Here is a 24,600-nt window from a genome sequence, read left to right on the forward strand (position 1 = left end):
TCTGCGGTGAACTCAAACATAACTCCCGCAAAAATCAAGTCCGAGTATTCGAACCCCTCAGACAGCAAAATGTCGCAGAAGCGAGATTTCAAGGCGTCGAGCGAGAGCCTAACAGGTTCGAAGCTCAAATATCTTTTAGGACAGGGTTCATCAGCAAGCAAGTTGACGAAAACCAAGGCTTCGTGAAGCTTACTTGCCGCCTGACTCAAATGAGGATGAACATACGACAAAGCGCTCACTGCGTGATGTGCAATGCTATGTGAGACGCTGCTTAATCGTTTGCTAGATGTCATTTCATATGCCTAACATTAGATTACCGGACATCGCCGATAACCTTTTGATTTCAAGTTGTTTATTTTTAATGTCCGTTTTTCCGGCTAATACCATAGAAAACCGGGCATCTCTGTTCTGGTATCTATTTCTCATATCAAGGAGTTTTGCCCTGAGGAGAATAAATAAGACCTTATAATAGTTAGGTTTTTGGGTATTGCAATGAGTTTGAGGGGTTTTGGTTGTCATGAGTGAAGATCAAGAGCAGATTCCCTAAAGGGATTCCCTGCGGTCGCCTGAATCCAGTTCAGGCAGGCAATTCTCGATGAATTGCTTGTGACTAAAAGGAATGCCCTTGGTACATTCCCCAAGGCTGACTGACAGGATGTCAGGAATGCAGGTTTTGCAGGAGCAAAAACCTGCCTGTGGGTCAGATGACAGCACTGAGGATTTCCGTTGGTGGCGGTTAGGGGATAAGCTTTGAAGGGAGCGGTAGGTTGGTGATGTACCCCTAGGGCAGGATCAACGGAGCGAATCCGAGCGGAGCCTGCCCTTTGGGTGCAACAATGGTGATACGATTGCGATACTTTGCTGGGATTCGCTTTGCTCATCGCCAGCCTACTAGTGACTATTAGGGCGGTGGGATAGGGTATAGGTCAATAATATATTAAATATTCCGTATAATTGACAATATACATTTAAAAGCGTATAAATTGCTTTATGAGTACTAATAATCATTCTACAGTCGCGGTGATTACCGGTGACATTATTAATTCCAGGGCCAGGAAGGACTTGAGGGATTGGCTTGAGCCTTTGAAAAAGGCGTTGGCGACGTTGGGTGAGTCTCCTCGTCAGTGGCAGGTTTACCGTGGTGACAGTTTTCAGCTTCGGTTGGATAAGCCTGAGTGTGCTTTGGATATTGCTGTCTGGTTGAAGGCGGTGGTGCGTTCGACCAAGGGGCTGGATGTGCGGATGGCGGTGGGGATCGGTGATATGACCCATAAGGCGGATTCGATTCTTGAGTCGAACGGTTCGGCGTTTGTCCATTCCGGGGATTTGTTTGATAACTTGAAGAAGCGGACGTTGGCGATTAAGACGCCTTGGGATGAGGTGGATGAGCTTTTGAATCTGAATCTGAAGCTGGCTTTGTTAACGATGGACGGCTGGTCTGCGTCGAGCGCTGAGGTGGTGCGTGCGAGTATGCAGATGCCGAACGCGACCCAGACTGAAATTGCTAAAATGTTAGGTATTACTCAAAGTCGCGTGAGTGAGCGACAGAATCGGTCGGGGTTCGATGCTATTATGGAGATGTTGGTTTACAGTCAGAAGCTGATTAAGCGGCATCTATAATTTCATCGTATTCTAAGGATTAGTGGGAAGCCTATGACATTACTCTTCTTAAAATTATTACTCGCGCATCTGGTCGCTGATTTTGTCATTCAACCGTTAAAGTGGATTAAGGATAAGGAACAAAAGGCTTTCGCTTCGGCTGGGCTGATTTTCCATGCGGGTGTTCATGCCATGCTTTATGCGATCGCTTTTTCCTTCAATCCTGAGTACTGGTTAGGCTTGGTTATTTTGGTGGTGACGCATTATCTGATTGATGGTTTTAAATGTATGGCAGGTCGCTATGCAGATAACTACAGTCGCCCCGAGTCATTAATCAATCGTCGTACTTTTTTTGTGATTGATCAGCTACTGCATCTGGCGGTGATTGCTTTCGTGGTTTCCCTGTATACGACTAGCATTAGCGAGTGGGTGATTCCGCAGGAAAAGATTCTGGCACTGTTGATTGCGGTGCTTCTTTTGACCCGTGTTTCATCGATTATTATCAAGGTTCTTATTTCCCGTTGGGCGCCGTTGAATGTGTACGATGGTGACCATTCGCTGGCTAATGCCGGTAGCTTTATCGGTATGCTGGAACGCCTGTTTATATTTGTGTTTATTCTTACTGATAATTGGCATGGTATCGGATTTCTGCTGGCGGCCAAATCTGTGTTCCGATTTGGTGACTTGAAGGAAGCGCATGACCGCAAGCTGACGGAGTATATTTTAATTGGTACTTTGATTAGCTTTGGCTTGGCGATTGCGGTTAGTTTGGGTTATATCTTTTGGATTCAGTGAGCTGGGCTAAACAGTTGTTCCGAATAACATCTCAGCCACGTTGTTTATAAAAACTTCTTAAAAAGATTGGGCGCACACACCGGTGCGCCCCTACCTATAAGTTTTTACAAAGTGGTAAATGGACTATTTAATCATCTCCCTAAAGGGATTCCCTTCGGTCACAGATTTTGATTGCTATATTTTGTAAGTGTCTTAGCTCAATATGAGGGGATTTATTGGTGCTCGCTTTAAGTTTCTCGTAATAGTTTATTGGGGTTAGTTGCAAACAATAAGTTAATCATCAATCAAATCTTGAAAATCTTCGCGGTAGTCTGCAATTTCTTCCAGCAAATGGCGTTTTTGTTTGGCGCTTAGTGTGCGGTAGATTTTGAGCTGGTATTCTTTGTAAATATTGCCGTTGTATTCGCGTATTTGATTCATTTCTTCGCCGCCGACCTGGTAGGGATCGGTTATGAGGCTTTTGATGGCTGCCTGGCCTGATTTGGTGGTTCTTTCTGCCAGTGCAGTTCGGAATGCGTCGCGCCATTTGGCTCGATATTGGTAGGTGGCTTCGCCGGAGGATTTAAGCAGGCTGGCCATTTCTTTAATCAGTTCTTCCTGTTTATCGTCAAGGCTTCCAATCCATTCACTAAAACTGTCTTCGAGGCGTTCAAGACGCTCATTCTGTCTATCTTCTTCTTTGGTTTCCTTGAATTCTTCGTATTGCTCCTTGGCTTCTTTATCAAGATTGTCCATCAGTTGCTTAACCTGTTGATCGGTCAGGCTGGCGGTCTGTGCCACGAGGTCATCGCTCATTTCATCAAGCAGGGTGTTATAAAAGCCACGCATGTCGCGACGGTAGCGTTCATAGGTTTGTGTGATGGCGCCAGATTTAATATCGGCTTCCATGCGGTTGAGCATGGACACATATTTCGGCAGTTCATTGGAGCGATGCCATTCGGTTTTAATGGCCAGCAACTTTTCTAGTGTATCTTCCTGTTCGCTGGTTAACTCAACATAGTCATCCAAATACCAGGGCACGATCCAGTCCAGGCGGTTGTACCAGAACTTAATACCACAGGCCTGTAAAAAGAATATGCCTAGCAGCATGATTAGGAGTCGGTAACTTTTGTTGGAGTTGGTCATGCTTGTCCTTGAATGGATATTGTTGTGTTGAGTGTTAAGTGTCGAGCGTGACAGTCACTTTACTATAAGCAGTTCGAGTGAAGAATCTGTCAATTAGTTCCATGTTTCCGACTTTGGAGCTATCGGGTAGAATGGGCGAGATTTTTATAACAGTCCAGTTACCATAACAAAAGAGGGAACAGAATGAAGCGTTTTATTGGGGTCATTTTCATGGCAGGCCTGGTACTTTTTGTGGCGGCTTGCTCAGACGATAAAAAAGAGACGATTAAACCAGCCGACAAGCCATTAGTTCAAGAAGCCTGGTTGCAGGCGTCACTTCCGGACAGCACCGTTGCTTATACGCGTGTGCCAACTGCCTGGTTCCTGTTCACAGGGCAGGACAATGGTTTCAAATTAGCGCAAAACAACCAGGCGCATAATCAGCAGGTTAAAGCGATTCAAACTGCGCTTAATCAAAACATCCTGAGCCACCTCGAAGCGCCTATGGACGCTGCGGCAAAGCTGTTCGTTGAGCACATGACCTCACCGCTTGAAATAGCCTTTATCCAAGAATCCGCGGGAAAGCCAATGCCGATTATGGTCTATGCGACGCGCTTTAACTTTGCTGACAACAAGGCATTTAACGATACGCTAGTGGCGCTTAGCGCAGACTTAAAAGTTCAAGGAATTAACCATACCGCCAATGATGATGGCACTGGCTCTTTCTCGATGCCGGGCGCTATGGCGCGTTATCAGTATGATGCGAACACTCAGCAGTTTGTTATGGCAACGGGTTTTGCGACCTCATTTACGGTGTTGAGTAACGTTATGGAGTCGTTGAAAGACAACCCACAACATGCCATGCAGTATATTCAAAGTCAGATCGATAGTAGCGGCAAAGGTTTGTTTGCGTGGGTTAATACCAAACAGGTGATGCCTATGTTGACCATGAGTCTGCCGCCTCAGCAATTAGAAGATCTCAAGGCTTATGGTCTCGACCAGATGAACGCCATCGGTTTTGGTTACGGCGTCAGCAACGGCAAAACACGTTTGACCATGCTGGTTGATATGCCAAAGGTGGGGATTCGCGATTTCATTCCTGCGGTTAATAATGATTTCGATATCAAAGCAGTGGGCACGCCGCGTACCATGGCGATGTTGTCGATTCCGACCTATGAAGAGCAGGTGCGTTTATTTGACAGCATCAATAAAGCTCAGGGTGGCAGTGAAGATAGCCTTGAAGAGCTTAACCAGTTGGTTATGGAAAAAATCGGCTTTAGTGTTGAGCAGTTGGCCAGCGTGTTTGGCCCCGAGTTGATTTACTTCCGTGATGACGTTGGTGGTTTTACGGCGACTAAGGTTAATGACCCTGAATTGATGCAACAGATGATTGATAGCCTGGTCAAAAATGCGCAAGGCAACTATCGGGTAACTAAGCATCAAGGCAAAGAAATTCATGCATTAACCTTTAAGGCGATGGCACAGGAAGATTATGCAGACCTGTCTTCGGCAACGCCGCTAAGCTTTGAGAAAACCTTTTCCAAGCTTAATTCGCGTCTCTACTGGACTATCGAAAATGGCTATCTGATTTACTCATCGGTACCGCAGCCATTGATGGAACGCGCCAAACGTAAGCCCAATGTTTCTTTAGCCAAATGGGTTAAAGATACACAAGGTCAGGATGTTAGCCATTCACTTTTTTCGGCAACCACTTCGGTGCGTGATTTGTCGCGTAATTCTTACCATTATTATTTAGAAGCCTTGCTGATGGTGGCGGATCTTACAGAAGCAGAGATCGATATTATGGCTCTGCCAACCGCTGACCAAATGGATTTTGCTGAATATGGCGCTATCGGCTTTAAGCTGGATTCCAGCGATAAGTATCTGGGCGTAGAGTTTACTTTTGAGCAAAGTGCCAGCGATATTTTATTTGCCGGTGGTGGTATGCAATCTGTAGCGGTGGTTGGAGTGTTAGCAGCGGTAGCGATTCCTGCGTATCAGGACTACACCAAGCGCGCCAAACTGGCTCAGGCTATAGTAACTGCCAACAGTTTAAAAAGTCAGGTTGCATATGCGCAGGCAATGGGTGAAGCATTTGAAGAACTGGATTTAGGCAAGCACGGCATTGGCGCTGATTTGTCGTCTGCGGAAGCAGTGGAGTATGTTGACGTGGAAGATGGCGTGGTCACTATTTATCTTAATCCGGTGACCTTTGGTAATGGATACAGTGATGTTTATGCGAAGTTTGAGCCTATTGTTGAGAAGGATATTATTGTCGGCTGGAATTGTGACTCTAATGTAGATTTCAAATTCCGCGAAAAACTTTGCGGGTTTTGATGAACAATGACGATCTAAATTGTAACTGTAGGGACAACTCATGAGTACCCAGTGGGGCAGACCCTTGTCCGTACGAGCGAAAACGCAAAACCTGAACCTATTACACCTGTCATTGCGAGGAGCTGGGGCGGATAACCCGCCCCAGCGACGCGGCAATCTCATGATGTTTATACTTTGCTGACCGAGATTGCCACGAGTTCTGCGAACTCTCGCAATGACGATCAAAATAGTGTGTGTAGGGACAATTCATGAGTACCCAGTGGGGCAGACCCTTGTCCGTACGAGAGTATTCCACTAGCTCAGCTCTTTGTCTCTAGAAATAAAAAAGCCCGCAAAACCTGATGGACTTGCGGGCTTTCTGCTTTCTTACTAATCAAGAAAAGCAGAGAGTACTTACCGCTGTTTACGAAACGATATCAAGTAGCTCGATGTCGAAAATCAATGTCTGGTATGGGCCAATCGCACCGCCAGCACCTTGTTCGCCATAAGCCAACTGATAGGGGATATACAATTTCCACTTAGAACCCACAGGCATCATTTGTAGTGCTTCGGTCCAGCCTTTAATCACGCCGCCCACTGGGAATTCAGCCGGTTCACCACGTTTGTATGAGCTGTCAAACTCCTGACCATTAACCAAAGTACCTGCGTAATGAGTACGGACCATTGAGTCAGCAGTTGGCTTTTCGCCAGAACCTTCGGTGATAACTTCGTACTGCAAACCGCTTTCAAGTACAGTCACTTCATCGCGCTTGGCGTTTTCTGCTAAGAAGGCTTCACCTTCTGCAGCGTATTTTTTAGCCATTTCAGCCTGCTCAGCCTGTAGACGTTCTTGCATTTCAACGAATGCAGCATTGATGTCGTCCGCAGGAATTTGCGGGTTTTGACCAGCGAAAGCATCTTGAATACCGGCAACAACCGCGTCGATTGAAATACCTTCAAAAGCACCTTTAACTTGCTGACCCATTTGTAGACCAATACCGTATGAGGCTTTGGCTTCGGTAGACGTGAAGTCTGGAGTGGACATAATAATTAATTTCCTAAATGATGAATCAATTAGCTATGTGGGGATGGATTGCTGAAATTAAAGGCTTTTTCGGCAATTCCTTGATATGAGTTGCCCTAATCAACAATTTGCAGCCTGCCAGCTATGGCGGACAGGGGCGAATTTCGCCATAATACGCCCCCTAATTCTTGCGCAAATGTAGTCCTCATGTGGTTTCGTAATTGTCATATTTATCACCTCACAACACCGTTTCAACGCTCACCCGAAGAGCTGGCGGAGCTTCTTGAAAATCAACGATTTAGTTCTGTTGGCAGGCAGGATACTGAGACTTTAGGCTGGATTTCCCCATTAAATCGTCAGTTTGAACATCTGGTGCATGCAGCTAATGGCTGTATTTTGCTGTGTATGCGTAAAGAGCAGAAGGTGATTCCAGCCAGTATGGTCAAAGAAACGCTGGAAGAGCGTGTGGCGACCATTGAAGCTGAAGAGGGACGTAAGGTGTTTGGCAAGGAAAAGTCTGCGCTGAAAGACGATATTCTGAGTTTGTTAAAGCCGAAAGCCTTGAGCAAGTCGAGCCATACCTATGGTTATATTGATCCGCGCAATAACCTGTTGGTGATTAACGCCGGCAGTAATGCGGTTGCGGACAGCTTTATCGAGTTATTGATTGATAGCCTCGGCACGCTTGGCGCCGTTCGATTGATGGGCGAAGAAAGTCCATCAGCGATTATGAACCGTTGGTTGAAAGAAGGCTTACCGCATGGCTGGACCTTAACCGGCCAGTATGAATTTAAAGACCCGCAGAATGATCGCGTAGCTAAATTTAAAGACAGCGAAGAATCGAATCCCTTGATTGATGATTTGCTGGAAGATGGATATTGGGTCGAAAAGCTTGGTATTCGCTATAAAGATCAATTTAATGCAGTGATTCAGTCTGATATGCTGGTAAAAAGCATCAAGTTCGACGATGAATTGCTTAAAGAAAATGAAGAGATAGACGATATCGAACCCTATGCCCGACTGGATGCTGACCTGGTGTTGATGACTCAGACTTTTGCGGAATTTATTGCAGAACTGAAAACCGAATTTAAAGTGATTACCGAGAAGGAATAAATTGTGGTTGAACACGATAAAACCTTAACGACCGAACAGAAGGCGCTGGCGGTCAATCTGAATCCTACTCAGTACGGAACCATTGTTGAAATTGGCGCGGGTCAAGAAGTCGCCCGTCAGTTTTTCTCAGCGGGTGCTGCCGCCGGAACCATTGCGAAAACCATGTCGGCTTACGATATGCAGGTGAGCGATGATATTTATGGTAAAGCTGGGCGCTATGTTAGCCGCGAGCGCGTTGAGCAGATGCTGGTTCATGAATATGATCTTTTGCATTCGCGACTGGATGAAGTGCGTTCTGAGGATACCCAGTATTTCAGTTATGCAGCGACAGTTACAGCTCGCAGCTATACCCAGAAGAATGAATGTCATGGTTGGATTGGTATTCGCATGCAGTTGGAGCCGAAAGCTCCGCCGAGTGAAATCGTCATGCACGTTCGAATGTTGGATGAAACCAATAAAGAGCAATCAGAAGCACTGGGTATTTTCGGTGTTAACGTGGTTTACGGTGCCTTTCACTACCATAAAGACCCCAAGATTTTTATCGAATCCTTACTCGATAATCTGGTCAATGACTTTGGCCAAAAACGTATCGAAGTAGATCTGATTCATTTTGCTGGCCACACCTTTGAAAAAGTCGAAAACCGTCTGATGAATTTACATCTGGTTCGTTCCTGGTGCTGCCGTGCAGTGATGTTCGATGCGAAAGGCAGTTCAGAAGTACCTGGCAGTATGTTGCGTAAAAAAGACGTGCTGGTGATTCGTGGTTCTTTCAAGCCACCAACTAAGGTTCATGTCGATATGACCGAAGCTGCCATGAAGCAGTTTTTGGAAGAAGAGGGTGTGCAGCGCGATAAGGTCTTTACCGTCGCAGAAATCACCATGGCGGAGCTTGCTAATGACGCGGAAACTGACGATGCCAGCTTTTTGGCGCGTGTCGACCTGCTCAACAAGCTTGGTTACAACGTACTGATTTCCGATTACCTGCGATTCTTCCGCTTACGTTCCTGGATGCGTCGCTACACTCAGAATCGGATTGGTATCGTGCTCAGCATTCTCGATTTTGATCAATTATTTAATGAGTCTTATTACGATGGCCTCGAGGGTGGCATTTTAGAAGCGATGGGTAAACTATTTTCAGGCAACACTAATGTTTATGTGTACCCAACACGTGTTGGTGAAAAGCTGGTTACGCTTGATAATGTCGAAGTGGCGGAGAACACCAAATATTTATTAAAGCACTTGATTGGAAACAAGCACCTGGTTGCCACCAAAACCTGGAACGACGAAAATTTACATATCTCCGCTCGCAACATCGCTAAAGAAATACCACTCGGCCAAGGCGACTGGGAAAAACAGCTGCCCGACGCCATACGCGATGAAATTAAGGCCCGATGTATGTTCGGGTACTGTGAGCTGCCGGAAGAGTAAAGTGTGTGGGCTTATGAAAATTGTTGAAGTCAGGCTTAAGCCTGAAGGGAAGAGCAGATCCTGAATCCAGTTCAGGATGAACTGTGCTTTATGTCAACCCATACATAGCTCAGAGTCAAAGCTTCTCTGTGATTTTGCTACCGCAAAAGCTTGGCGCAATAATTTACTGGCAACTGCCACACAGACCAGTTTTCCAGGTTTACCATTGACTAACAATCGCTCTGATAACTGCCGGCAACCTGGATTTGTTTTGGAGGCGGTCCAACTGCATAGGTACAACAGTTTTCGTAATACATTGGTTCCTGATTTCACGATAGCTCTGGAGCCTGCAATACTGGTTCCAGAGCTATGCGCTCTGGAAGCCAACCCCACATAGGCTATCAACTGCTTAACGGTATCAAACCGCCTGAAGCCGTCAGTGAGTATAATTAAATGACACGCTGTTTTAGGCCCTATCCCGGGGATCGACAACAACCTCTGGTACAACTCACCTTCCCATTTTTGAACACTCTGCTGAAGCTCCTGTTCACAGGCTTTAATCTGTTGCTTACAAAGTTTTAACTGTTCGCCTATCAAGCCGACAACGCTCTCTGAGCAGTAAACGCTGTGGTTCATGGCTTCAAGTTGATTCGTGAGTCGTGTGTACGTTGTCATCAGCTCTTGCCGCCAGTGCTCTAACTGCTTGAGTTTCGCTATCTCGGGGGACGTTGGTCGCCACACTTTCGGCGCTTCCGACATGCCGTATTCTGCAATCAGCTTCGCATCCGCCTTATCGGTTTTAGCTCGCCTTAGTTTCATCTCACCATAGCGCTTTATCGACAGTGGATTAACAACACTTAAGCGACACTGCTGCTCATGCAGAAAATAAGACAGCCGCTGATGATAGGTTCCTGTGGCTTCCATCACCCAATGGGAACCATCCGGGGCTGCTGACAATGCTTGTTTGAAACCTTTTAGGGAATTAGCGTAACGATGATGGTGCCAGCGACCTTCAAAAAACCAGGCACAGTCTATCGTTAACTTAGAGACATCCACACCAATATACGTCATGACAAAAATCCTCAAGCTATGCTATCTTTTGAACATGGCAACTTTGTCGACACTCCGCTATCCTGAATACGGGCTCTAAGCCCCATGAACTGTTCGAGGTTGACAAAGCGAGAGAGGGGCTCATCATCCTGAGCGGTCTTTTAGACTAATGACAATCTTGAGCTTTTTCCTCTCTCTGCCATCCATTCATTCTCCTTCCGAATAGACAGCTTTTAAAGCATAGGATGACAGGCCGGTGGTGGAATTGTTTATCAGAGAGTGGATAGCAAGTCGGTTAATATAGGGCGAGTCTATATTTGTGGCATGGTAGTATTTTGTTCTTTTCTTTGGTCCGCAGGAAACTGAAGCTCACTCGATTATAGCTATACAGCACCAGCCCCAAGATCATGTCATCCTGAACTGGATTCAGGATCTGCTCTTCTTGCTCTAACAATCCATTGCAATCTTTAAAGGGCTAGCTTATGGTTTCCTTCAAACGAGATTATTGTTCTATTGGTTAAAGGGATCTTTATCTATGTCTAATAAAAAAGTATCCGGTGGAGTGGTTCATAAGCTCCCTAAGGATTTGTTGAGCACTTTAGTGAATGATCTAGAGGCCCTCGAGTATTGGGAAGATATCACCGAGCTGGCTCGTAATGAATGGATCTGTTGGGTTGAAGATGCCAAGAAAGCTGAAACTCGCCAGCGTAGAATCGAGCGCGTTGCCAATGATCTTAAAAATGGCAAGCGAAGACCCTGCTGCTGGCCGGGATGCTCACATCGGAAAAAGATGGGTAAGGCATAGGGTTGTTAATAAATTTAGACCATCAGTTATTCCATAACAGGTGTTACTGGTGATTGAGTATTAACTAAATCAATGAGAGTTATGTAGGATGTATTATCTTGAGTGGAACGAGAATAGTATAAAGGGTCTTGATGGATATGATGGTTGTGTAGTTCTATTTACAGAAGTGTCTGAGACTGGTGTTGTACAAAAGGAACTTGGCTTCGATGGTCAGGGTAATGAATGTTACCGCTTCCCCTCTAAAACTAACAAGCGTGGAATATTCGATAATCAGTTTGTTGATGTAACTCAATTGCAGTCTGACCTTTCTAAAGAACTTTTTGTTGAGATGTGGGGTAAAGCAAGTTTATAAATGAGCAAAACAAGATGAACACTATCTGCCCCTGCCGCATTAAAGAAAACACTAACCTTTTGGCTTACAGTGATTGCTGTGAGCCTTTTCATTTGGGTAATACATTACCTGAAACTCCTGAGCAATTAATGCGCTCTCGATTCACTGCTTATTTTCTGGGGCTGGGGCAGTATATTTTCGATACTCATCAAGCAGATTATCGTGGTAATGCTTCGGTTGAGGATTTTGAGCAAAGTGCCAGATCAACTCACTGGTGTGGTCTTGAGGTGGTTCAGGCGGAGCAGGATGGTGATTCTGGTGTGGTGGAGTTTAAGGCCTATTTTCTGGATAAGGATAAGTTGCACTGCTTGCATGAGGCTTCTAACTTTGTTCGTAAGAATGGTCAGTGGTTGTACACCGATGGTGAGTTCAAGCCGAAACAGGTACTCAAGGTATCCAGGAATGAGCCTTGCCCATGCGGTAGCAGAAAGAAAGCAAAAAAATGTTGTTTGGCCAACTAAACCTTTTGCCTATCAGCGGCATCTAATTAAAGGTTACTGTTATAACAAAACAATAAGTTAGGAGAAGGGATGATTGAAGTTCGGGGTATTTCTAAGCGCTATGGCGACTTACAGGCCGTAGATAATCTTTCGATTACCATTGAGAAGGGCCACATTTTTGGTTTGTTAGGGCCTAATGGGGCTGGTAAAAGCACTACTATTTCGATGATGTGTGGCTTGATCAGTCCTGATCAGGGCGCTGTTCAACTCAATGGCGAACAACCTACCGCTAAAGCGACTAAACACAAAATTGGTCTTATTCCGCAGTCGATTGCTCTGTATGAAGAGCTGACGGCATTGGATAATTTGAGTTTCTTTGCTGATTTGTATGGTTTGCCTTCGAATCTTAAAGCCGAGCGTATGGAGTGGTCGCTAAAGTTTGTTGGCTTGCAGGACCGCGCTAGAGATACGGTCAGCGAGTATTCTGGCGGCATGAAACGTCGTCTGAATTTAGCCGCTTCTTTATTGCATGATCCTGAATTTATTTTTATGGATGAACCCACCGCTGGGGTTGACCCTCAATCTCGCAACAAATTGTTTGAAAGCGTCTTTGAATTAAAAGATTTAGGCAAAACCATTATTTACACCACTCACTACATGGAAGAAGCCGAAAAGCTTTGTGACCGGGTTGGTGTGGTTGATAAGGGGCAACTGCTGGCCCTGGGAACCGTTGATGAACTGATTGATCAGCATGGTGGGCACTCAAGTGTTCATATTCGTTCAGAAGCGGGTGAGGAAAGCTTTATGACGGCCAATCCAGTCAATGATTTGATGGCGCGTTTAAAAGACCTGACTACCGTTGAAAATTTAAGTTTACAACGCCCTAATCTGGAAACTGTGTTCCTGAACCTGACTGGCAAGCAATTGAGGGATTAATGATGAAAGCTGTTATCGCGCTAATGAAAAAAGATTTAAAACTGTTGTTTAAAGATAAAATGGCAGTCTTTTTTACCTTTGTCTTTCCTTTGCTGTTTGCCTTTTTCTTTGGCTCAATTTTTTCAAGCAGCGGTGGTGCAAAAGGGTTGAAAATTGCTGTGACTGATTTGGATCAGACCGAAAAGTCACAAGCTTTTGTACAACAGCTCAACGAAGCCAGCGAGTTTCGTGTGACTGAAACCGATGAAGCCAATGCTAAGGAGCTGGTTAGAACCGGCAAGCAGGTAGCCTTTATCATTTTACCAGAAGGATTCGGTGAGAATTACGGTGGCATTTTTAGTGGGCAACCTCCTGAAATATTAGTGGGTATCGATCCTGCTCGCAAAGCTGAAGCAGGATACCTTGAAGGTTCCTTAATGAAGCTGGGTATCAAGCGCTTCGAGTTAGCTTTTTCTGATGCCAATGAGATGATCAAACAGCTGGATTTTTCGATTGAGGATATCCAGCAAAGTGGTGATATGCCTGCTGAGTGGAAATCATTGTTGAGTGATTATCTACCCAAGTTTAAAGAACTAACCGAGCAGGAACTTGCTAAGCAACCTGATGGTGCTGGTTCGACAGGGTTAAACTTTGGTGCGGATGGTGACAACCCGATGATGCCCTTGAAGATAACCAAGGAAGAAGTATCGGTGCAGCAATCGGGCCCACGAAATTCGTTTTCAATTACCATTCCGCAGGGTGTGATCTGGGCGATTATGGGCTGTGTGATTGGTTTTGCCATTAGCCTGGTACGGGAAAAAACATTGGGCACACTTGATCGTCTGGCCATCGCTCCAATTAGCCGCACGCAGATTCTTGCTGGTAAAGCCCTGGGATGCTTTGCTGCTCAGGCAATGGTAGTAACCATGCTATTCACCATTGCCTATTTCATACTGGATGTCCGGTTCGACTTTATTAAGTTGTTATTGGCGGTTATAGCTGCAGGGATCTGTTTTGTGGGTGTCATGATGTTTTTTGCATCAATTACCAAAACGGAACAATCAGTAGCAGGAATGACCAATGCCTTCCTGATTCTGATGGGTATGATTGGTGGAGCCATGATCCCGCTATTCGCGATGCCTGGCTGGATGCAATCGATCAGTCATATTAGCCCGGTGAAGTGGGCCATTCTGGCACTTGAAGGTGCAATCTGGCGCGACTTTAGTTACATCGAAATGATGACACCATTGGCTATTTTGACAGCGATTGGCGTTGTTACCTTCTTTATTGGAACTCGTATGCTAAAATTGAAGCAGTCCTAATACTAATAGCATCATGGTGGGCCAAGGCCCACCCTGCATCAATCCTGACAGGTGTATTATGAGTTCCATTGAAGAATTACAAGAACAAATCCATGAGCTGCAAACTAAGTTGGCTTTTCAGGAAGATACCATTGAGCATTTAAATAGAATGGTGACCAAGCAGGATGACATTATCCGCGCTTTGGAGCGTCGCTTCATGAGCCTGGGCGAGAAGATTGATGATATTCGTTCACAACTACCGGATAAGCCTTTTAATCCAGCTGATGAAATCCCTCCACACTACTAGTCTTTGAAACCTCTAACATAATTTGAGTTGAATACTTTGGTCGTTGCCTGTTACCTTGTAGTTATTATTGGATAGCAGCAGTGAGGCAGTCATGGGTTTTCGTATTGAAAAAGACAGCATGGGTGAAGTTAAGGTTGCGGAGGATGCCCTATATGCGGCACAAACTCAGCGCGCGTTAGATAACTTTAACATCAGCGACCTTAAAATGCCGTTAGCATTTATCGACAGTATTTTAGATATCAAGCTGATCGCAGCAGAAACTAATCATGAGCTAGGGCTTCTCCCCAAAAATAAATTCCAGGCGATTACCAAAGCGATCAAAAAAATCCGTAAAGATAATTTAGTCAATCATCAGAATTTTCCACTCGATGTTTTCCAGACAGGCTCCGGTACCAGCACCAACATGAATGTGAATGAAGTGGTCGCGCATTTAGCATCAAACTCCCGCGTAACAGTTCATCCAAATGATGACGTTAATATGGGGCAGAGCAGTAATGATGTGATTCCTACTGCTATATCTGTTTCTGCAACACGTGCTCTCATACATGATCTTACTCCGGCACTATTGACGTTAAAATCAACTATCGAGAATAAAGGAAAGTTACACAAGAAAGTGATTAAAACTGGGCGCACTCATTTAATGGATGCCATGCCACTCAGTCTGCAGCAGGAACTTTCGGGCTGGGCGCATCAGATTCAAATCAGTATTGATGCATGCCAAAAGATCGTGCCTACTATCGCGCAACTGGCTCAAGGCGGTACAGCAATTGGTACTGGCATTAACAGCTCAGAAAAATTCCGCAGTCTTTTTGCGCGAAAACTAAAAACTCACACTGGATTGCCATTCAGTAAAAGTAAAAACACCTTTGCCAGTATTGCAGGTCAGGATGCCAGTGTGGCCTTATCGGGCGTGCTCAATACGCTGGCAACTGCGCTAATGAAAATCAGCAATGATCTGCGCTGGATGAATAGTGGGCCAGTCAGTGGTTTAGGCGAAATACAGCTCAAAGCCATTCAGCCGGGTAGCAGCATTATGCCGGGTAAGGTTAATCCGGTGATTCCTGAAGCAGTGGCCATGGCTGCTGCGCAAATCATGGGCAATAACACGACAATTACCATCGGTGCTCAGTCCGGTAATTTTCAGCTTAATGTGATGTTGCCAGTAATTGCCTATAATCTCTTGCAGTCATTGCATCTGGCAACCACTTCGGCAGAGCATCTGTCAGAGACTATTGCTCACTTTGAAGTCAATGAAAAAGCATTGACCGATAAGCTCGATCAGAATGCTATTCTGGTGACTTCGTTAGCGCCTGAGATCGGCTATGAGAATGCTTCAAAAATTGTTTATAAAGCAAGAAAAGAAGAGCGAACCATTTTGGATGTGGCGAAAGAGATGACGGACTTACCGGAAGCTCAATTGAAGAAGCTGTTATCGCCGAAGAATTTAATTTAAGGGAGAAGTTTTTATTATTTTGGGCGAACGCAGCTCGCTCTTAGGTCTGTATATGAAATAAGAATAGATAGGGACAAGTCATGACTTGTCCGTACAAACGTTTTAACTAACTTTGCATACCAGTTTCGAACGAATTTTTAGTTCACCCATCAGAGTTCTATGAACTGGACACTTGTTGGCAATTTCAAGCATGCGTTCTTGCTGTTCACGATCTAAATCACCGGTTACTTTTATTTGACGCTCTAGTATATCGACAAAACCTTTTTCCGTTTCACAGTCCTCGCAGTCTTCGGCTTTTATCTTCTTGTGAATCACATCGACTATGATTTGTTCAACCGGCCACTCTTTACGGCTGGCGTACATATTAAGAGTCATGGCGGTGCAGGTGCCTAAAGCGGTGGCCAGATAATGGTAAGGAGCAGGGCCTTTGTTGTGCCCGCCGAGGTCTTCAGGCTCATCGCCAACCAATTGATGACCATCTGCGTTAATGGTACAGAATAGTCCATCTTCAAAATTATTTGTGATGGTCGCTTTATGTACGCTGTCTTGAAGCATGATGATTCCTTATTTTTTCTTGATGTCCTGTCGGTTTATCACAAAGACATTACCGAGTCCAATCAGCACAATGCCGGTTGCGATAATCCAGGTCCAGACAAAGTCTTCAAAGAAGGTTGAAATAATTAATGCTACGGCAGGGAATAAAACCACCGCGTAAGTCGCTTTATGGATGCCGATGCGTCTAAGCAGGGTCAGGTAGGCACCAAATGCCAGTACTGAACCAAATACCGACAGGTAGATTAAACTAAGGGAGTATCCCAGCGCCATGTCGTAGATCAAAGCTTTGCCTTGCGCCAGCCCAACGATCAGTGTGAACAGGGCGCCATAGCCCATGGCGTAGGCGTTCATCTGAATGACCGGCATATCATATTTCTGGGTTTGTACGGAAACCATGTTACCGATGGAGGCGCAGAGAACGCCAAGCAGTGCAATGACCAGGCCATACAGTTTGGCATTTTCCAGCGTGAAGTCAGTCAGTTCGTTCCAGAAAATCATCACCATACCGATCAAACCAAGCGCAGAGCCTATGATGACGCGGGCGGTGATTTTGGTTTTGAAGAATAACCACGAATTGAAGATATTGACGATTAAGACTGCTGAGAATATGACTGAAGCCATAGCAGAGGTCAGATATTCCTGAGCTTCATAGACCAGAAGATAATTCAGACCGAAAAAGGTGATGCCCATCAGGGCAAGCCAGGCATGTTGCAGCAAGCCATAGCGCATGGGAAGTTTCTTGAACCAACAGAAGGCGAATAGTAATAAGGACGCCAGCCCAAAGCGATAGAAAGATGAATATTCGTGAGGTACAACGCCGAGCTGAAACTCGATTGCAAACCAGGTGCTTCCCCAGATCAGAACGCACAGTGCGTAAAGTACGGGGGTGCTCATAATAAAAGCCATAACGAGCGGATACTTATAGGATGAAGAATAATGTCGGATGATGCCACAAATGCTAGAATTGTGCCGCATGATTTTTTCTATGGGCTGATTAGGCTCGATTATTTAAGGCTGGGGAATGCAAAAGAAAGACGTGGTAATCATCGGCGCAGGCGCTGCGGGCTTGATGTGTGGCATAACGGCGGGCCAGCGCGGCCGTTCGGTGGCGATCCTTGATCACGCGAATAAGGTCGGCAAGAAAATCCTGATGTCCGGTGGTGGTCGTTGTAACTTCACCAACTACTACACCGAGCCTACGAACTACTTGTCTCATAACCTCCATTTCTGCAAATCAGCACTGAGCCGCTATACGCAGTGGGATTTTATTGCGCTGGTCGAGAAACATGGTATTCCTTATCACGAGAAAAAACTGGGCCAGTTGTTTTGTGATAACAAAGCCAAAGATATTGTGAATATGTTGCTGGACGAGTGTGCGCAGGCTGGTGTTGAGGTCAGAACTGAGTGCTCCATTTCACAGGTGGATAAAGTGGATGATGGCTTTATCATTCAGAGCAGTCATGGCAAGTGGCATTGTCAGTCATTAGTGATTGCCACCGGTGGCCTTTCAATTCCAACCATGGGCGCGACCGGTTTTGGTTATGATATTGCCAAGCAATTTGGTCTAAAACTTTTCCCAACTTACGCTGCACTGGTGCCCTTTACTCTGACCCCAAAACTGTTGGAGCAGTTTGAAGGCTTATCGGGTACATCAGCGGATGCGCTTGTCAGCTGCAATGATCAATCTTTCCGTGAAAACATTCTGTTCACCCACCGCGGCTTAAGTGGCCCGTCCATTTTGCAAATCTCGTCTTATTGGCAGCCGGGCGATGCGATTTCAATCAATTTATTTCCTGATATGGATTTGTATGACCATTTAAAACAGGTTCAACAGGAAAGACCCAAAGCTCATATCAATACGATATTAGCTGAGCAATTAACTAAGAAGCTAGCTGATAGGTTATGCGAAATTTGGTTTGCTGATTATGGGCAAAAGCCATTGGCAGAACTGTCTAATGAGGCTTTGCATACGATTGCCGAACAATTACAGAACTGGCAGCTCAAACCCACTGGCACCGAAGGTTATCGCACAGCAGAGGTAACCATGGGTGGCGTTGATACCGATGAAGTGTCGTCGAAAACCTTTGAAGCAAAGAAAGTACAGGGACTTTATTTTATTGGCGAAGTGCTGGACGTAACCGGCCACTTAGGCGGCTTTAACTTTCAATGGGCCTGGGCCAGCGGCTATGCAGCTGGACAATATGTCTAAAAAAAATAGTCCACATCAATAACTCTATTCATGTGGACTATTTTTATCGTGCTTATTTACTGGCTTTAAGATCTTCTACCGGAACCATGATGTGCGCATAAGGGGTATCGGCCCACATTACATAAGGGCCACCTTGCGATGGGTCGTCTGTAATTCCTGCCAGCATTTCTTTCGGCACAATGATCATGAGATGCGGCCCAGTTTCCACATAGTCTTCCGCATTTTTATGATCGTGATGATGAGGGTTGGAGTTGCTGACGCCTGCACCTTCATCGCCCTGTAGCATGTAAGAGATGCCAATTGCATCAGCTGTGAAATCTTCTTTCTTGCCCATTGCCTGCATCATTTCCATCCACACAGCATCAACGCAGATTGGGGCATTATCGCCGGGGAAAGTGTCGGGCATACAGGTCCAGCCATTGTTGCCTTCCACCAGCACTTTATCACCATCAACAATGGTTGCATCGGCACTGACCGAGGGCGGTGCCGCTGAACGCGCCTGTTTAATACGTTTCTGCTCACTTGCCGATGCGGCATGTGTTACCAGCAAAAGTGAGGATAAACAAGTTAGAGTTAAAGCTTGGTACATTCGAGATCGGGTTTTCATAGCATATCTCCCTGATATAAAAAGAAAGTTGAACCGATCTGGCAAGGAGGTGGTTTGAAAAATAGGAATGTTGCAGGCAGTAAAAGAGAATGAAGATTGCTGCCTGTTCTGTCGCGGATTTGGGGCACCGCTGGCAGGACCAGAACCTTGTCAGTCCAGCGGATCATTATAGCAATAATGTACTATCAGGCTGGGTAAAAATTTACCAATGTGACGACTGGTTACCATTCCGCTGGATCGAGGCAATAATACTGCTGAAACTGCTGATAAAGCCCCGAATGGAGGTTTTTTAGCTCCTGTGGCTTTTCAAAAAAGATTTCGGTCGCTACTGCGAAAAATTCCGCTGGATTGGTGGCTCCGTATTTATCCAGCAAGGTGTCTTCATCAATGGATGCCTTTCGCCTCAACTCCTGAAATTCATGCGACATGATTTTTGACCACTCATCATAGTTTTGCTGGCTGGAAAGTGGTGGCGCCCCATTAGTCACGCCTGATTCGCCGTCCAGCTGATGTGCGAACTCATGAATCACCAGATTATGGCCGTCTTCAAAGTCTGCGCCACCATTAGCAGAGTCGCTCCACGACAGTACCACCTGGCCACGGTTCCATGATTCCCCCAATAATACTCTGGGCTCGTTACTTTGGATGCCTGATGCATCATATTGATTGTGGCGAGTAATAAAGGCGGCCGGGTAAACAACAATCGTTTTCAGGAAAGGATAGAAGTCGGTGGCACGGTTGAGCAGTAACATGCATGCCTGAGCGGCGATAGTGACTTTAACTTCATCGGTAATATCCTGGCCTTTACGACCGACAAAGTCTTTTTCAGCAAGAAAAATCTGCATCTTGTTTTTGAGCTGTAACTGCAGGTCAGCGGGCATCTTATAAAAGAAAGGTAGGTTGTTGCGTAGGATCTGTCGCCACTCTTTTGGGAATGGTTGGCTGGCAACCTGTTGTCTCTTACGTTTTTTACGGTAATTGGAACTGAGAATCCAGATAATGGCAAAAGCAGAAATGGTAAGGACAATATAGAGTGCGGTCATAGGTCGTTATTATGGATTGTGTCTAATCAAGATTGGGGTGGTTGTTTGATTTTCAAGCATACGCAGACTTTTCAAGCATATAGAGGGCTCTAAATGGCTGATAAGACCTGAGTTTGCTTGAATATGGCTTGCTAGATAAGGTATAACTTTGCACTTGGCTTAATTTGAGGAAATGAGATGGATAATAACAATGGGGTTGCGTCGACTGGGGCTATTGCTCGTTTTTTGAATGGGATCGAGCGAGTCGGTAATAAACTGCCCGATCCGGCAATGATCTTCTTATCAGCGATGCTGATTATCTGGGTGCTTTCATGGCTGCTTTCTGGGATCAGTTTTGATGCGATTGACCCACGCACTGGCGAAACCATTATCGTCAACAATCTTTTAACGGGTGATTCGTTAGCCAGTTTCCTGTCTAACATGGTGGTGACCTTCACCAGCTTTGCGCCACTTGGGGTTGTATTGGTGGCAATGTTGGGTGTTGGAGTCGCTGAGCATTCTGGCTATATCAATACGGGTATTAAATTAATGCTCAAAAGAACACCACAGTTCTTATTGACGCCGACCATCATTTTAATTGCTATTGTCAGTCACACGGCAACCGATGCAGGGTATGTACTGGTTATTCCATTGGCCGGTGTGATTTATTATGCGATGGGACGTCATCCATTGGCTGGCATAGCGGCTGCATTTGCCGGCGTCAGCGGTGGTTTCAGTGCTAACTTTATTCCATCAGGTATTGACCCTTTACTGCAAAGCTTTACCCAATCTGCGGCTCATATTATTGAGCCAGGCATGTCAGTTAACCCTTTGAATAACTGGTTCTTTACCGGTATTTCGAGTCTATTTATTATACTTCTGGGTTGGTTTATTACCGCCCGTATCGTTGAGCCACGTTTGCAAAAGACGCCGGTTGATGGTGATACGGATGATTTGCCAGAGTTCCATGAAATTACGGGCAAAGAGAAAAAGGCATTTGTGATTTCTACTTTGGTAATGCTGGTTGGTATTGGCGTACTTATTTATGCATCTTTAGGCACTGACTCTTCACTGCGTCACGATGGCTCATTGACTTCCTTCCAGGCTCCGTTGATGAAGTCCATCGTCCCTTTGATCTTCTTATTATTCTGGGTTCCGGGTGCAGTTTACGGTTTCACAGCAGGCACCTTTAAAACCACTAAAGACATGATTGATGCCATGAGTAAAGCAATGCACGGCATGGCTTACTACATCGTAATGGCTTTCTTCTGTGCCCTGTTCATTGCAGCATTCTCACAATCAAACCTTGGCGCATTACTGGCTATCGAAGGTGCGCAGGTACTGAAAGCTATGGCTCTGCCAAGTGCGATCACTATCGTCGGTATTATTTTCTTAACCGCCTTCGTGAATTTGTTTGTTGGTTCTGCTTCCGCAAAATGGGCATTATTAGCACCAATTTTTGTACCAATGTTGATGCAACTAGGGATCTCTCCTGACTTAACCCAGGCAGCCTATCGTGTCGGTGACTCAAGCTCGAATATCATCACACCATTAATGCCGTACTTCCCACTGGTTGTGGTTTACTGTCAGAAATACGTTAAAGGGACAGGTATTGGTACATTAGTTGCCATGATGCTTCCTTTCTCGGTAGCCTTCCTGATTGGCTGGAGCTTATTTCTGTTAGCTTACTGGTGGATTGGTATTCCGCTAGGGTTGCAGGCCAGTTATATTTATCCGGCTGGATAGTTGCTAGTAAGTTGATAAAAATATTAGAGTCCAGTTGATGTTCTTTACTAAAGAAAATCCTTGGAGGAAAAGTTCTGCCTTAGGTAGATCCATAGAAGTCGATAAATGCAGACTTGTAGCTCTTGGGAGGGTAACTCATAAGCTCATTGAGAGAGTAAGCCTTTTGAGCATGTTGGTTAGACATCACACAACTATAGTTTTGCTTGCCTTTTTATTACCTAAAGAAAAAGATGCCGCCCATCGGGCGGCATCTTTATTAGCTCATTAAAATGAGTTGTTTTTATTGCCAATCAACCTGTAAGGTTACACCTGAGTAAGCATCGTAAGCATATAGGCTGATGTACCAGCGATCTTCGCCCGGGTTAGAGAAAGAGCAGCTCTCGTTGTTACCAGTCTTATATGGACGGCAATCATAGGTTGAAGATGTTGGTTGCGCACCTTTACGAACATACAAGTCTGCATCACCTGTACCACCACTGATTTGAACATCCAGGCTGCTCATGCCGGCAGGAATATCAATGTAGTAATGTTTCCATGTGCCGGTTGAGGCTGATATATCAGTTACGGTTGCACTGCCGCCTGCCGGTGGTGGATTGGTGCCACCGCCATCATGTGTTGCCACAAGGTTTACATTTGAGTAGCTAGTGTAACCACGAACCATTACATAGTAAGTACCAGTTTGTGCTGTGAAGTTACAAGACTCGGTGTTACCATTTTTGTATGGACGACAGTCATAGCTAGAAGTAGTTGGTGCGCTACCGAACTTGACGTATAAGTCAGCATCACCCGAACCACCAGACATATCGAAACTGACGCTTGTAGCATCAGAAGGAACTTCGAAAGTGAAGTCTGTTTCTGAACCAGAAGCACCTGAGAAAGTTACTGAAACACCGTTCTCAAGAGTATTACTTGGTGGAGGTGTCGAGCTATCAAACAAGCTGTACAACAACAAGTTAGGCGAACCAGTTTTAGCGTCAGTTACTTTACCTGTGGTTGCAGCGCCTTCGATAGCTGAATCAACCTGACTTGGGGTCGCGGAAGGATTGTCAGCTAAGTATAGAGCAGCAACACCGGCTACGTGTGGAGAAGCCATTGAGGTACCGCTGATGGTGTTAGTACCGCCATCATGCCACGCTGAAGTGATGCTAGAACCTGGGGCATAGATATCCAAACATGAGCCGTAGTTTGAGAAGCTTGAGCGAGAATCGTTTGAAGCCGTAGAACCTACAGTGATTGCGCTTGGCTCACGAGCTGGTGAGTAGTTACAAGCATCGCTGTTATCGTTACCCGCAGCAACGACAACCGTTACACCTGAAGCAACAAGGTTTGCAACAGCATTATCTGTAGCAGAAGAAGCGCCACCGCCTAAACTCATGTTAGCAACAGCTGGTTTAACGTGGTTGTTAGCAACCCAGTCGATCCCAGCAACAACGCCAGAGTTTGTGCCGCTACCTTGACAGTTCAATACGCGAACACCAATTAAGTTAACGCTTTTGGCAACACCGTAAGTAGAACCACCTACCGTACCGGCAACGTGCGTACCGTGACCATTACAGTCGGTAGCGTCGCTGTCATTATCTACCGTATCAATACCGCTGACTGAACGACCACCAAACTCACTGTGCGAATTCAGGATGCCGGTATCAATGATGTATGCGTTTACGTTACTGGCAGTGGTGTTGTAAGTGTAGGAGCCGCTTAGCGGCAAGTCACGTTGGTCAACTCGGTCAATACCCCATGTGGCATTGTTTTGAGTAGCATTGATGCTAACGATCTGGTCTTCTTCAACTAGAAGCACGTTAGGGTCTTGAGCAAGCTTTTGTGCAGCTTTCTCAGACATGTTGAATACACCGCCTTTTACGGCTTTAGTAAAGGTACGCTGAACTTGAGCTTGATATTTACGGCTCAGGTTGTCGCTTACCATAGCAATGGCTTGTTGATTAGCATTGCTTGAGAATAATCCCATGTTAGCAGCCACTGCATCGTCCTTGAGAACAACAATGTATTGTCCTTTGATGGCTTTTTCAGGTTGAGCTGCTGCTTTGAACTCACCAGCATATGCGCCGGTTACGCCCGTAGCTAGCAGGACACCTGCGACTACTTGGTTTAATTTCATGTTACAATACCCCTTAGTGTTATTTATTAGTTATCCATATAAATACTGGACAACTAGACTTTATCTGATTGAGCTGTTCGCAACAATAAAACTAATGGTGAAATGTATCCATCACTCAAAAAATGAGACATTTGTCACATTTGTACAATTTGATACAATACACTGATCACAGATGTATATTTGAATAATACAAGAAAGGCTTTGTTCAATTGTTGAGCAAAGTCCATTATGTGTACCTAACTTTACTCTTTCATTGATAAGAAAAATTTAGGGGCTGATCCAGATAACTAGCCCATTTCGTCTTTAACCCATTGTTTTAATTGAT

General features: G+C 45.3%; 22 protein-coding genes. 14 read left to right on the plus strand and 8 right to left on the minus strand.

The features are described 5' to 3' along the window. Positions 1 to 1,062: 1,062 nt before the first annotated feature. Positions 1,063 to 1,620, plus strand: a complete 558-nt coding sequence (locus HUJ19_RS10535) for a transcriptional regulator (protein WP_290624160.1) — start codon at positions 1,063 to 1,065, stop codon at positions 1,618 to 1,620. 33 nt (positions 1,621 to 1,653) lie between these two features. After that, positions 1,654 to 2,394 carry a DUF3307 domain-containing protein gene (locus HUJ19_RS10540; protein ID WP_290624161.1) on the plus strand — a complete coding sequence of 247 codons (741 nt, stop codon included), beginning with the start codon at positions 1,654 to 1,656 and terminating at the stop codon, positions 2,392 to 2,394. Between the two features lie 273 nt (positions 2,395 to 2,667). Here the strand turns inward: HUJ19_RS10540 and HUJ19_RS10545 are convergent, their stop codons facing one another. Next, positions 2,668 to 3,519, minus strand: coding sequence for a DUF6279 family lipoprotein (locus HUJ19_RS10545; RefSeq protein ID WP_290624162.1), 852 nt, complete (start codon positions 3,517 to 3,519; stop codon positions 2,668 to 2,670). A gap of 183 nt (positions 3,520 to 3,702) precedes the next feature. Here HUJ19_RS10545 and HUJ19_RS10550 point away from each other — a divergent pair, with 183 nt between their 5' ends. Beyond that, positions 3,703 to 5,835, plus strand: a complete 2,133-nt coding sequence (locus tag HUJ19_RS10550; RefSeq protein WP_290624163.1) for a pilin — start codon at positions 3,703 to 3,705, stop codon at positions 5,833 to 5,835. Positions 5,836 to 6,238: 403 nt separating this feature from the next. On the opposite strand, the gene HUJ19_RS10555 is transcribed toward HUJ19_RS10550, so the two are convergent. Further along, positions 6,239 to 6,859 (minus strand): FKBP-type peptidyl-prolyl cis-trans isomerase, encoded by a 621-nt coding sequence (locus tag HUJ19_RS10555; protein WP_290624164.1) that lies wholly within the window; start codon positions 6,857 to 6,859, stop codon positions 6,239 to 6,241. 186 nt (positions 6,860 to 7,045) lie between these two features. Between HUJ19_RS10555 and HUJ19_RS10560 the strand changes: the two genes are divergently transcribed. Both HUJ19_RS10560 and HUJ19_RS10565 read left to right on the plus strand, forming a co-directional pair. Beyond that, the gene (locus HUJ19_RS10560) at positions 7,046 to 7,951 is read left to right on the plus strand and encodes a recombination-associated protein RdgC (protein ID WP_290624165.1); all 906 of its coding nucleotides are present in this window, start codon (positions 7,046 to 7,048) and stop codon (positions 7,949 to 7,951) included. Positions 7,952 to 7,954: 3 nt separating this feature from the next. Then, entirely contained in the window at positions 7,955 to 9,379 is a 1,425-nt protein-coding gene (locus tag HUJ19_RS10565) for a TonB-dependent receptor (protein WP_290624166.1), read from the plus strand. A gap of 93 nt (positions 9,380 to 9,472) precedes the next feature. Here the strand turns inward: HUJ19_RS10565 and HUJ19_RS10570 are convergent, their stop codons facing one another. Beyond that, the gene (locus HUJ19_RS10570; RefSeq protein ID WP_290624167.1) at positions 9,473 to 10,429 is read right to left on the minus strand and encodes a transposase; all 957 of its coding nucleotides are present in this window, start codon (positions 10,427 to 10,429) and stop codon (positions 9,473 to 9,475) included. A gap of 514 nt (positions 10,430 to 10,943) precedes the next feature. Between HUJ19_RS10570 and HUJ19_RS10575 the strand changes: the two genes are divergently transcribed. The 7 genes from HUJ19_RS10575 to HUJ19_RS10605 all read left to right on the plus strand — a co-directional run bounded on the left by HUJ19_RS10575 (position 10,944) and on the right by HUJ19_RS10605 (position 16,020). Then, on the plus strand, positions 10,944 to 11,213 hold the full coding sequence (locus HUJ19_RS10575; protein WP_290624168.1) for a YdeI/OmpD-associated family protein: 270 nt from the start codon (positions 10,944 to 10,946) through the stop codon (positions 11,211 to 11,213). 88 nt (positions 11,214 to 11,301) lie between these two features. Continuing rightward, positions 11,302 to 11,565: a hypothetical protein gene (locus HUJ19_RS10580; protein WP_290624169.1), complete on the plus strand. Its 264-nt coding sequence runs from the start codon at positions 11,302 to 11,304 to the stop codon at positions 11,563 to 11,565. Positions 11,566 to 11,579: 14 nt separating this feature from the next. Next, the gene (locus tag HUJ19_RS10585; RefSeq protein ID WP_290624170.1) at positions 11,580 to 12,065 is read left to right on the plus strand and encodes a YchJ family protein; all 486 of its coding nucleotides are present in this window, start codon (positions 11,580 to 11,582) and stop codon (positions 12,063 to 12,065) included. Positions 12,066 to 12,134: 69 nt separating this feature from the next. Continuing rightward, positions 12,135 to 12,980: an ABC transporter ATP-binding protein gene (locus HUJ19_RS10590; RefSeq protein ID WP_290624171.1), complete on the plus strand. Its 846-nt coding sequence runs from the start codon at positions 12,135 to 12,137 to the stop codon at positions 12,978 to 12,980. Continuing rightward, complete coding sequence (locus HUJ19_RS10595) at positions 12,980 to 14,281, plus strand: ABC transporter permease (protein WP_290624172.1); 1,302 nt, start codon at positions 12,980 to 12,982, stop codon at positions 14,279 to 14,281. Before HUJ19_RS10590 ends, HUJ19_RS10595 begins: the two co-directional genes overlap by 1 nt. Before the next feature lie 58 nt (positions 14,282 to 14,339). Continuing rightward, positions 14,340 to 14,567, plus strand: a complete 228-nt coding sequence (locus tag HUJ19_RS10600; protein ID WP_290624173.1) for a SlyX family protein — start codon at positions 14,340 to 14,342, stop codon at positions 14,565 to 14,567. A gap of 91 nt (positions 14,568 to 14,658) precedes the next feature. Then, a complete protein-coding gene (locus HUJ19_RS10605) occupies positions 14,659 to 16,020 on the plus strand; it encodes a class II fumarate hydratase (RefSeq protein WP_290624174.1) in 1,362 nt (453 codons plus the stop codon). 102 nt (positions 16,021 to 16,122) lie between these two features. Here HUJ19_RS10605 and HUJ19_RS10610 read toward each other — a convergent pair whose 3' ends face one another. Next, positions 16,123 to 16,575 (minus strand): OsmC family protein, encoded by a 453-nt coding sequence (locus HUJ19_RS10610; RefSeq protein WP_290624175.1) that lies wholly within the window; start codon positions 16,573 to 16,575, stop codon positions 16,123 to 16,125. A gap of 9 nt (positions 16,576 to 16,584) precedes the next feature. Next, a complete protein-coding gene (locus HUJ19_RS10615) occupies positions 16,585 to 17,469 on the minus strand; it encodes an EamA family transporter (RefSeq protein WP_290624176.1) in 885 nt (294 codons plus the stop codon). A 127-nt stretch (positions 17,470 to 17,596) separates the two neighbouring features. Between HUJ19_RS10615 and HUJ19_RS10620 the strand changes: the two genes are divergently transcribed. Next, positions 17,597 to 18,784 carry an NAD(P)/FAD-dependent oxidoreductase gene (locus tag HUJ19_RS10620; protein ID WP_290624177.1) on the plus strand — a complete coding sequence of 396 codons (1,188 nt, stop codon included), beginning with the start codon at positions 17,597 to 17,599 and terminating at the stop codon, positions 18,782 to 18,784. A 52-nt stretch (positions 18,785 to 18,836) separates the two neighbouring features. Here the strand turns inward: HUJ19_RS10620 and HUJ19_RS10625 are convergent, their stop codons facing one another. Together HUJ19_RS10625 and HUJ19_RS10630 are read right to left on the minus strand one after the other, a co-directional pair. Continuing rightward, positions 18,837 to 19,391, minus strand: coding sequence for a hypothetical protein (locus HUJ19_RS10625; protein WP_290624178.1), 555 nt, complete (start codon positions 19,389 to 19,391; stop codon positions 18,837 to 18,839). Between the two features lie 221 nt (positions 19,392 to 19,612). After that, a complete protein-coding gene (locus tag HUJ19_RS10630; RefSeq protein ID WP_290624179.1) occupies positions 19,613 to 20,434 on the minus strand; it encodes a zinc-dependent peptidase in 822 nt (273 codons plus the stop codon). A gap of 177 nt (positions 20,435 to 20,611) precedes the next feature. Here HUJ19_RS10630 and HUJ19_RS10635 point away from each other — a divergent pair, with 177 nt between their 5' ends. Continuing rightward, complete coding sequence (locus tag HUJ19_RS10635) at positions 20,612 to 22,159, plus strand: AbgT family transporter (protein WP_290624180.1); 1,548 nt, start codon at positions 20,612 to 20,614, stop codon at positions 22,157 to 22,159. Positions 22,160 to 22,439: 280 nt separating this feature from the next. Here the strand turns inward: HUJ19_RS10635 and HUJ19_RS10640 are convergent, their stop codons facing one another. Further along, the gene (locus HUJ19_RS10640) at positions 22,440 to 24,275 is read right to left on the minus strand and encodes a S8 family serine peptidase (protein ID WP_290624181.1); all 1,836 of its coding nucleotides are present in this window, start codon (positions 24,273 to 24,275) and stop codon (positions 22,440 to 22,442) included. Positions 24,276 to 24,600 lie beyond the last annotated feature (325 nt).

The organism is Kangiella sp. (genome assembly GCF_014762745.1).
In the GTDB taxonomy this organism is placed as follows: domain Bacteria; phylum Pseudomonadota; class Gammaproteobacteria; order Enterobacterales; family Kangiellaceae; genus Kangiella.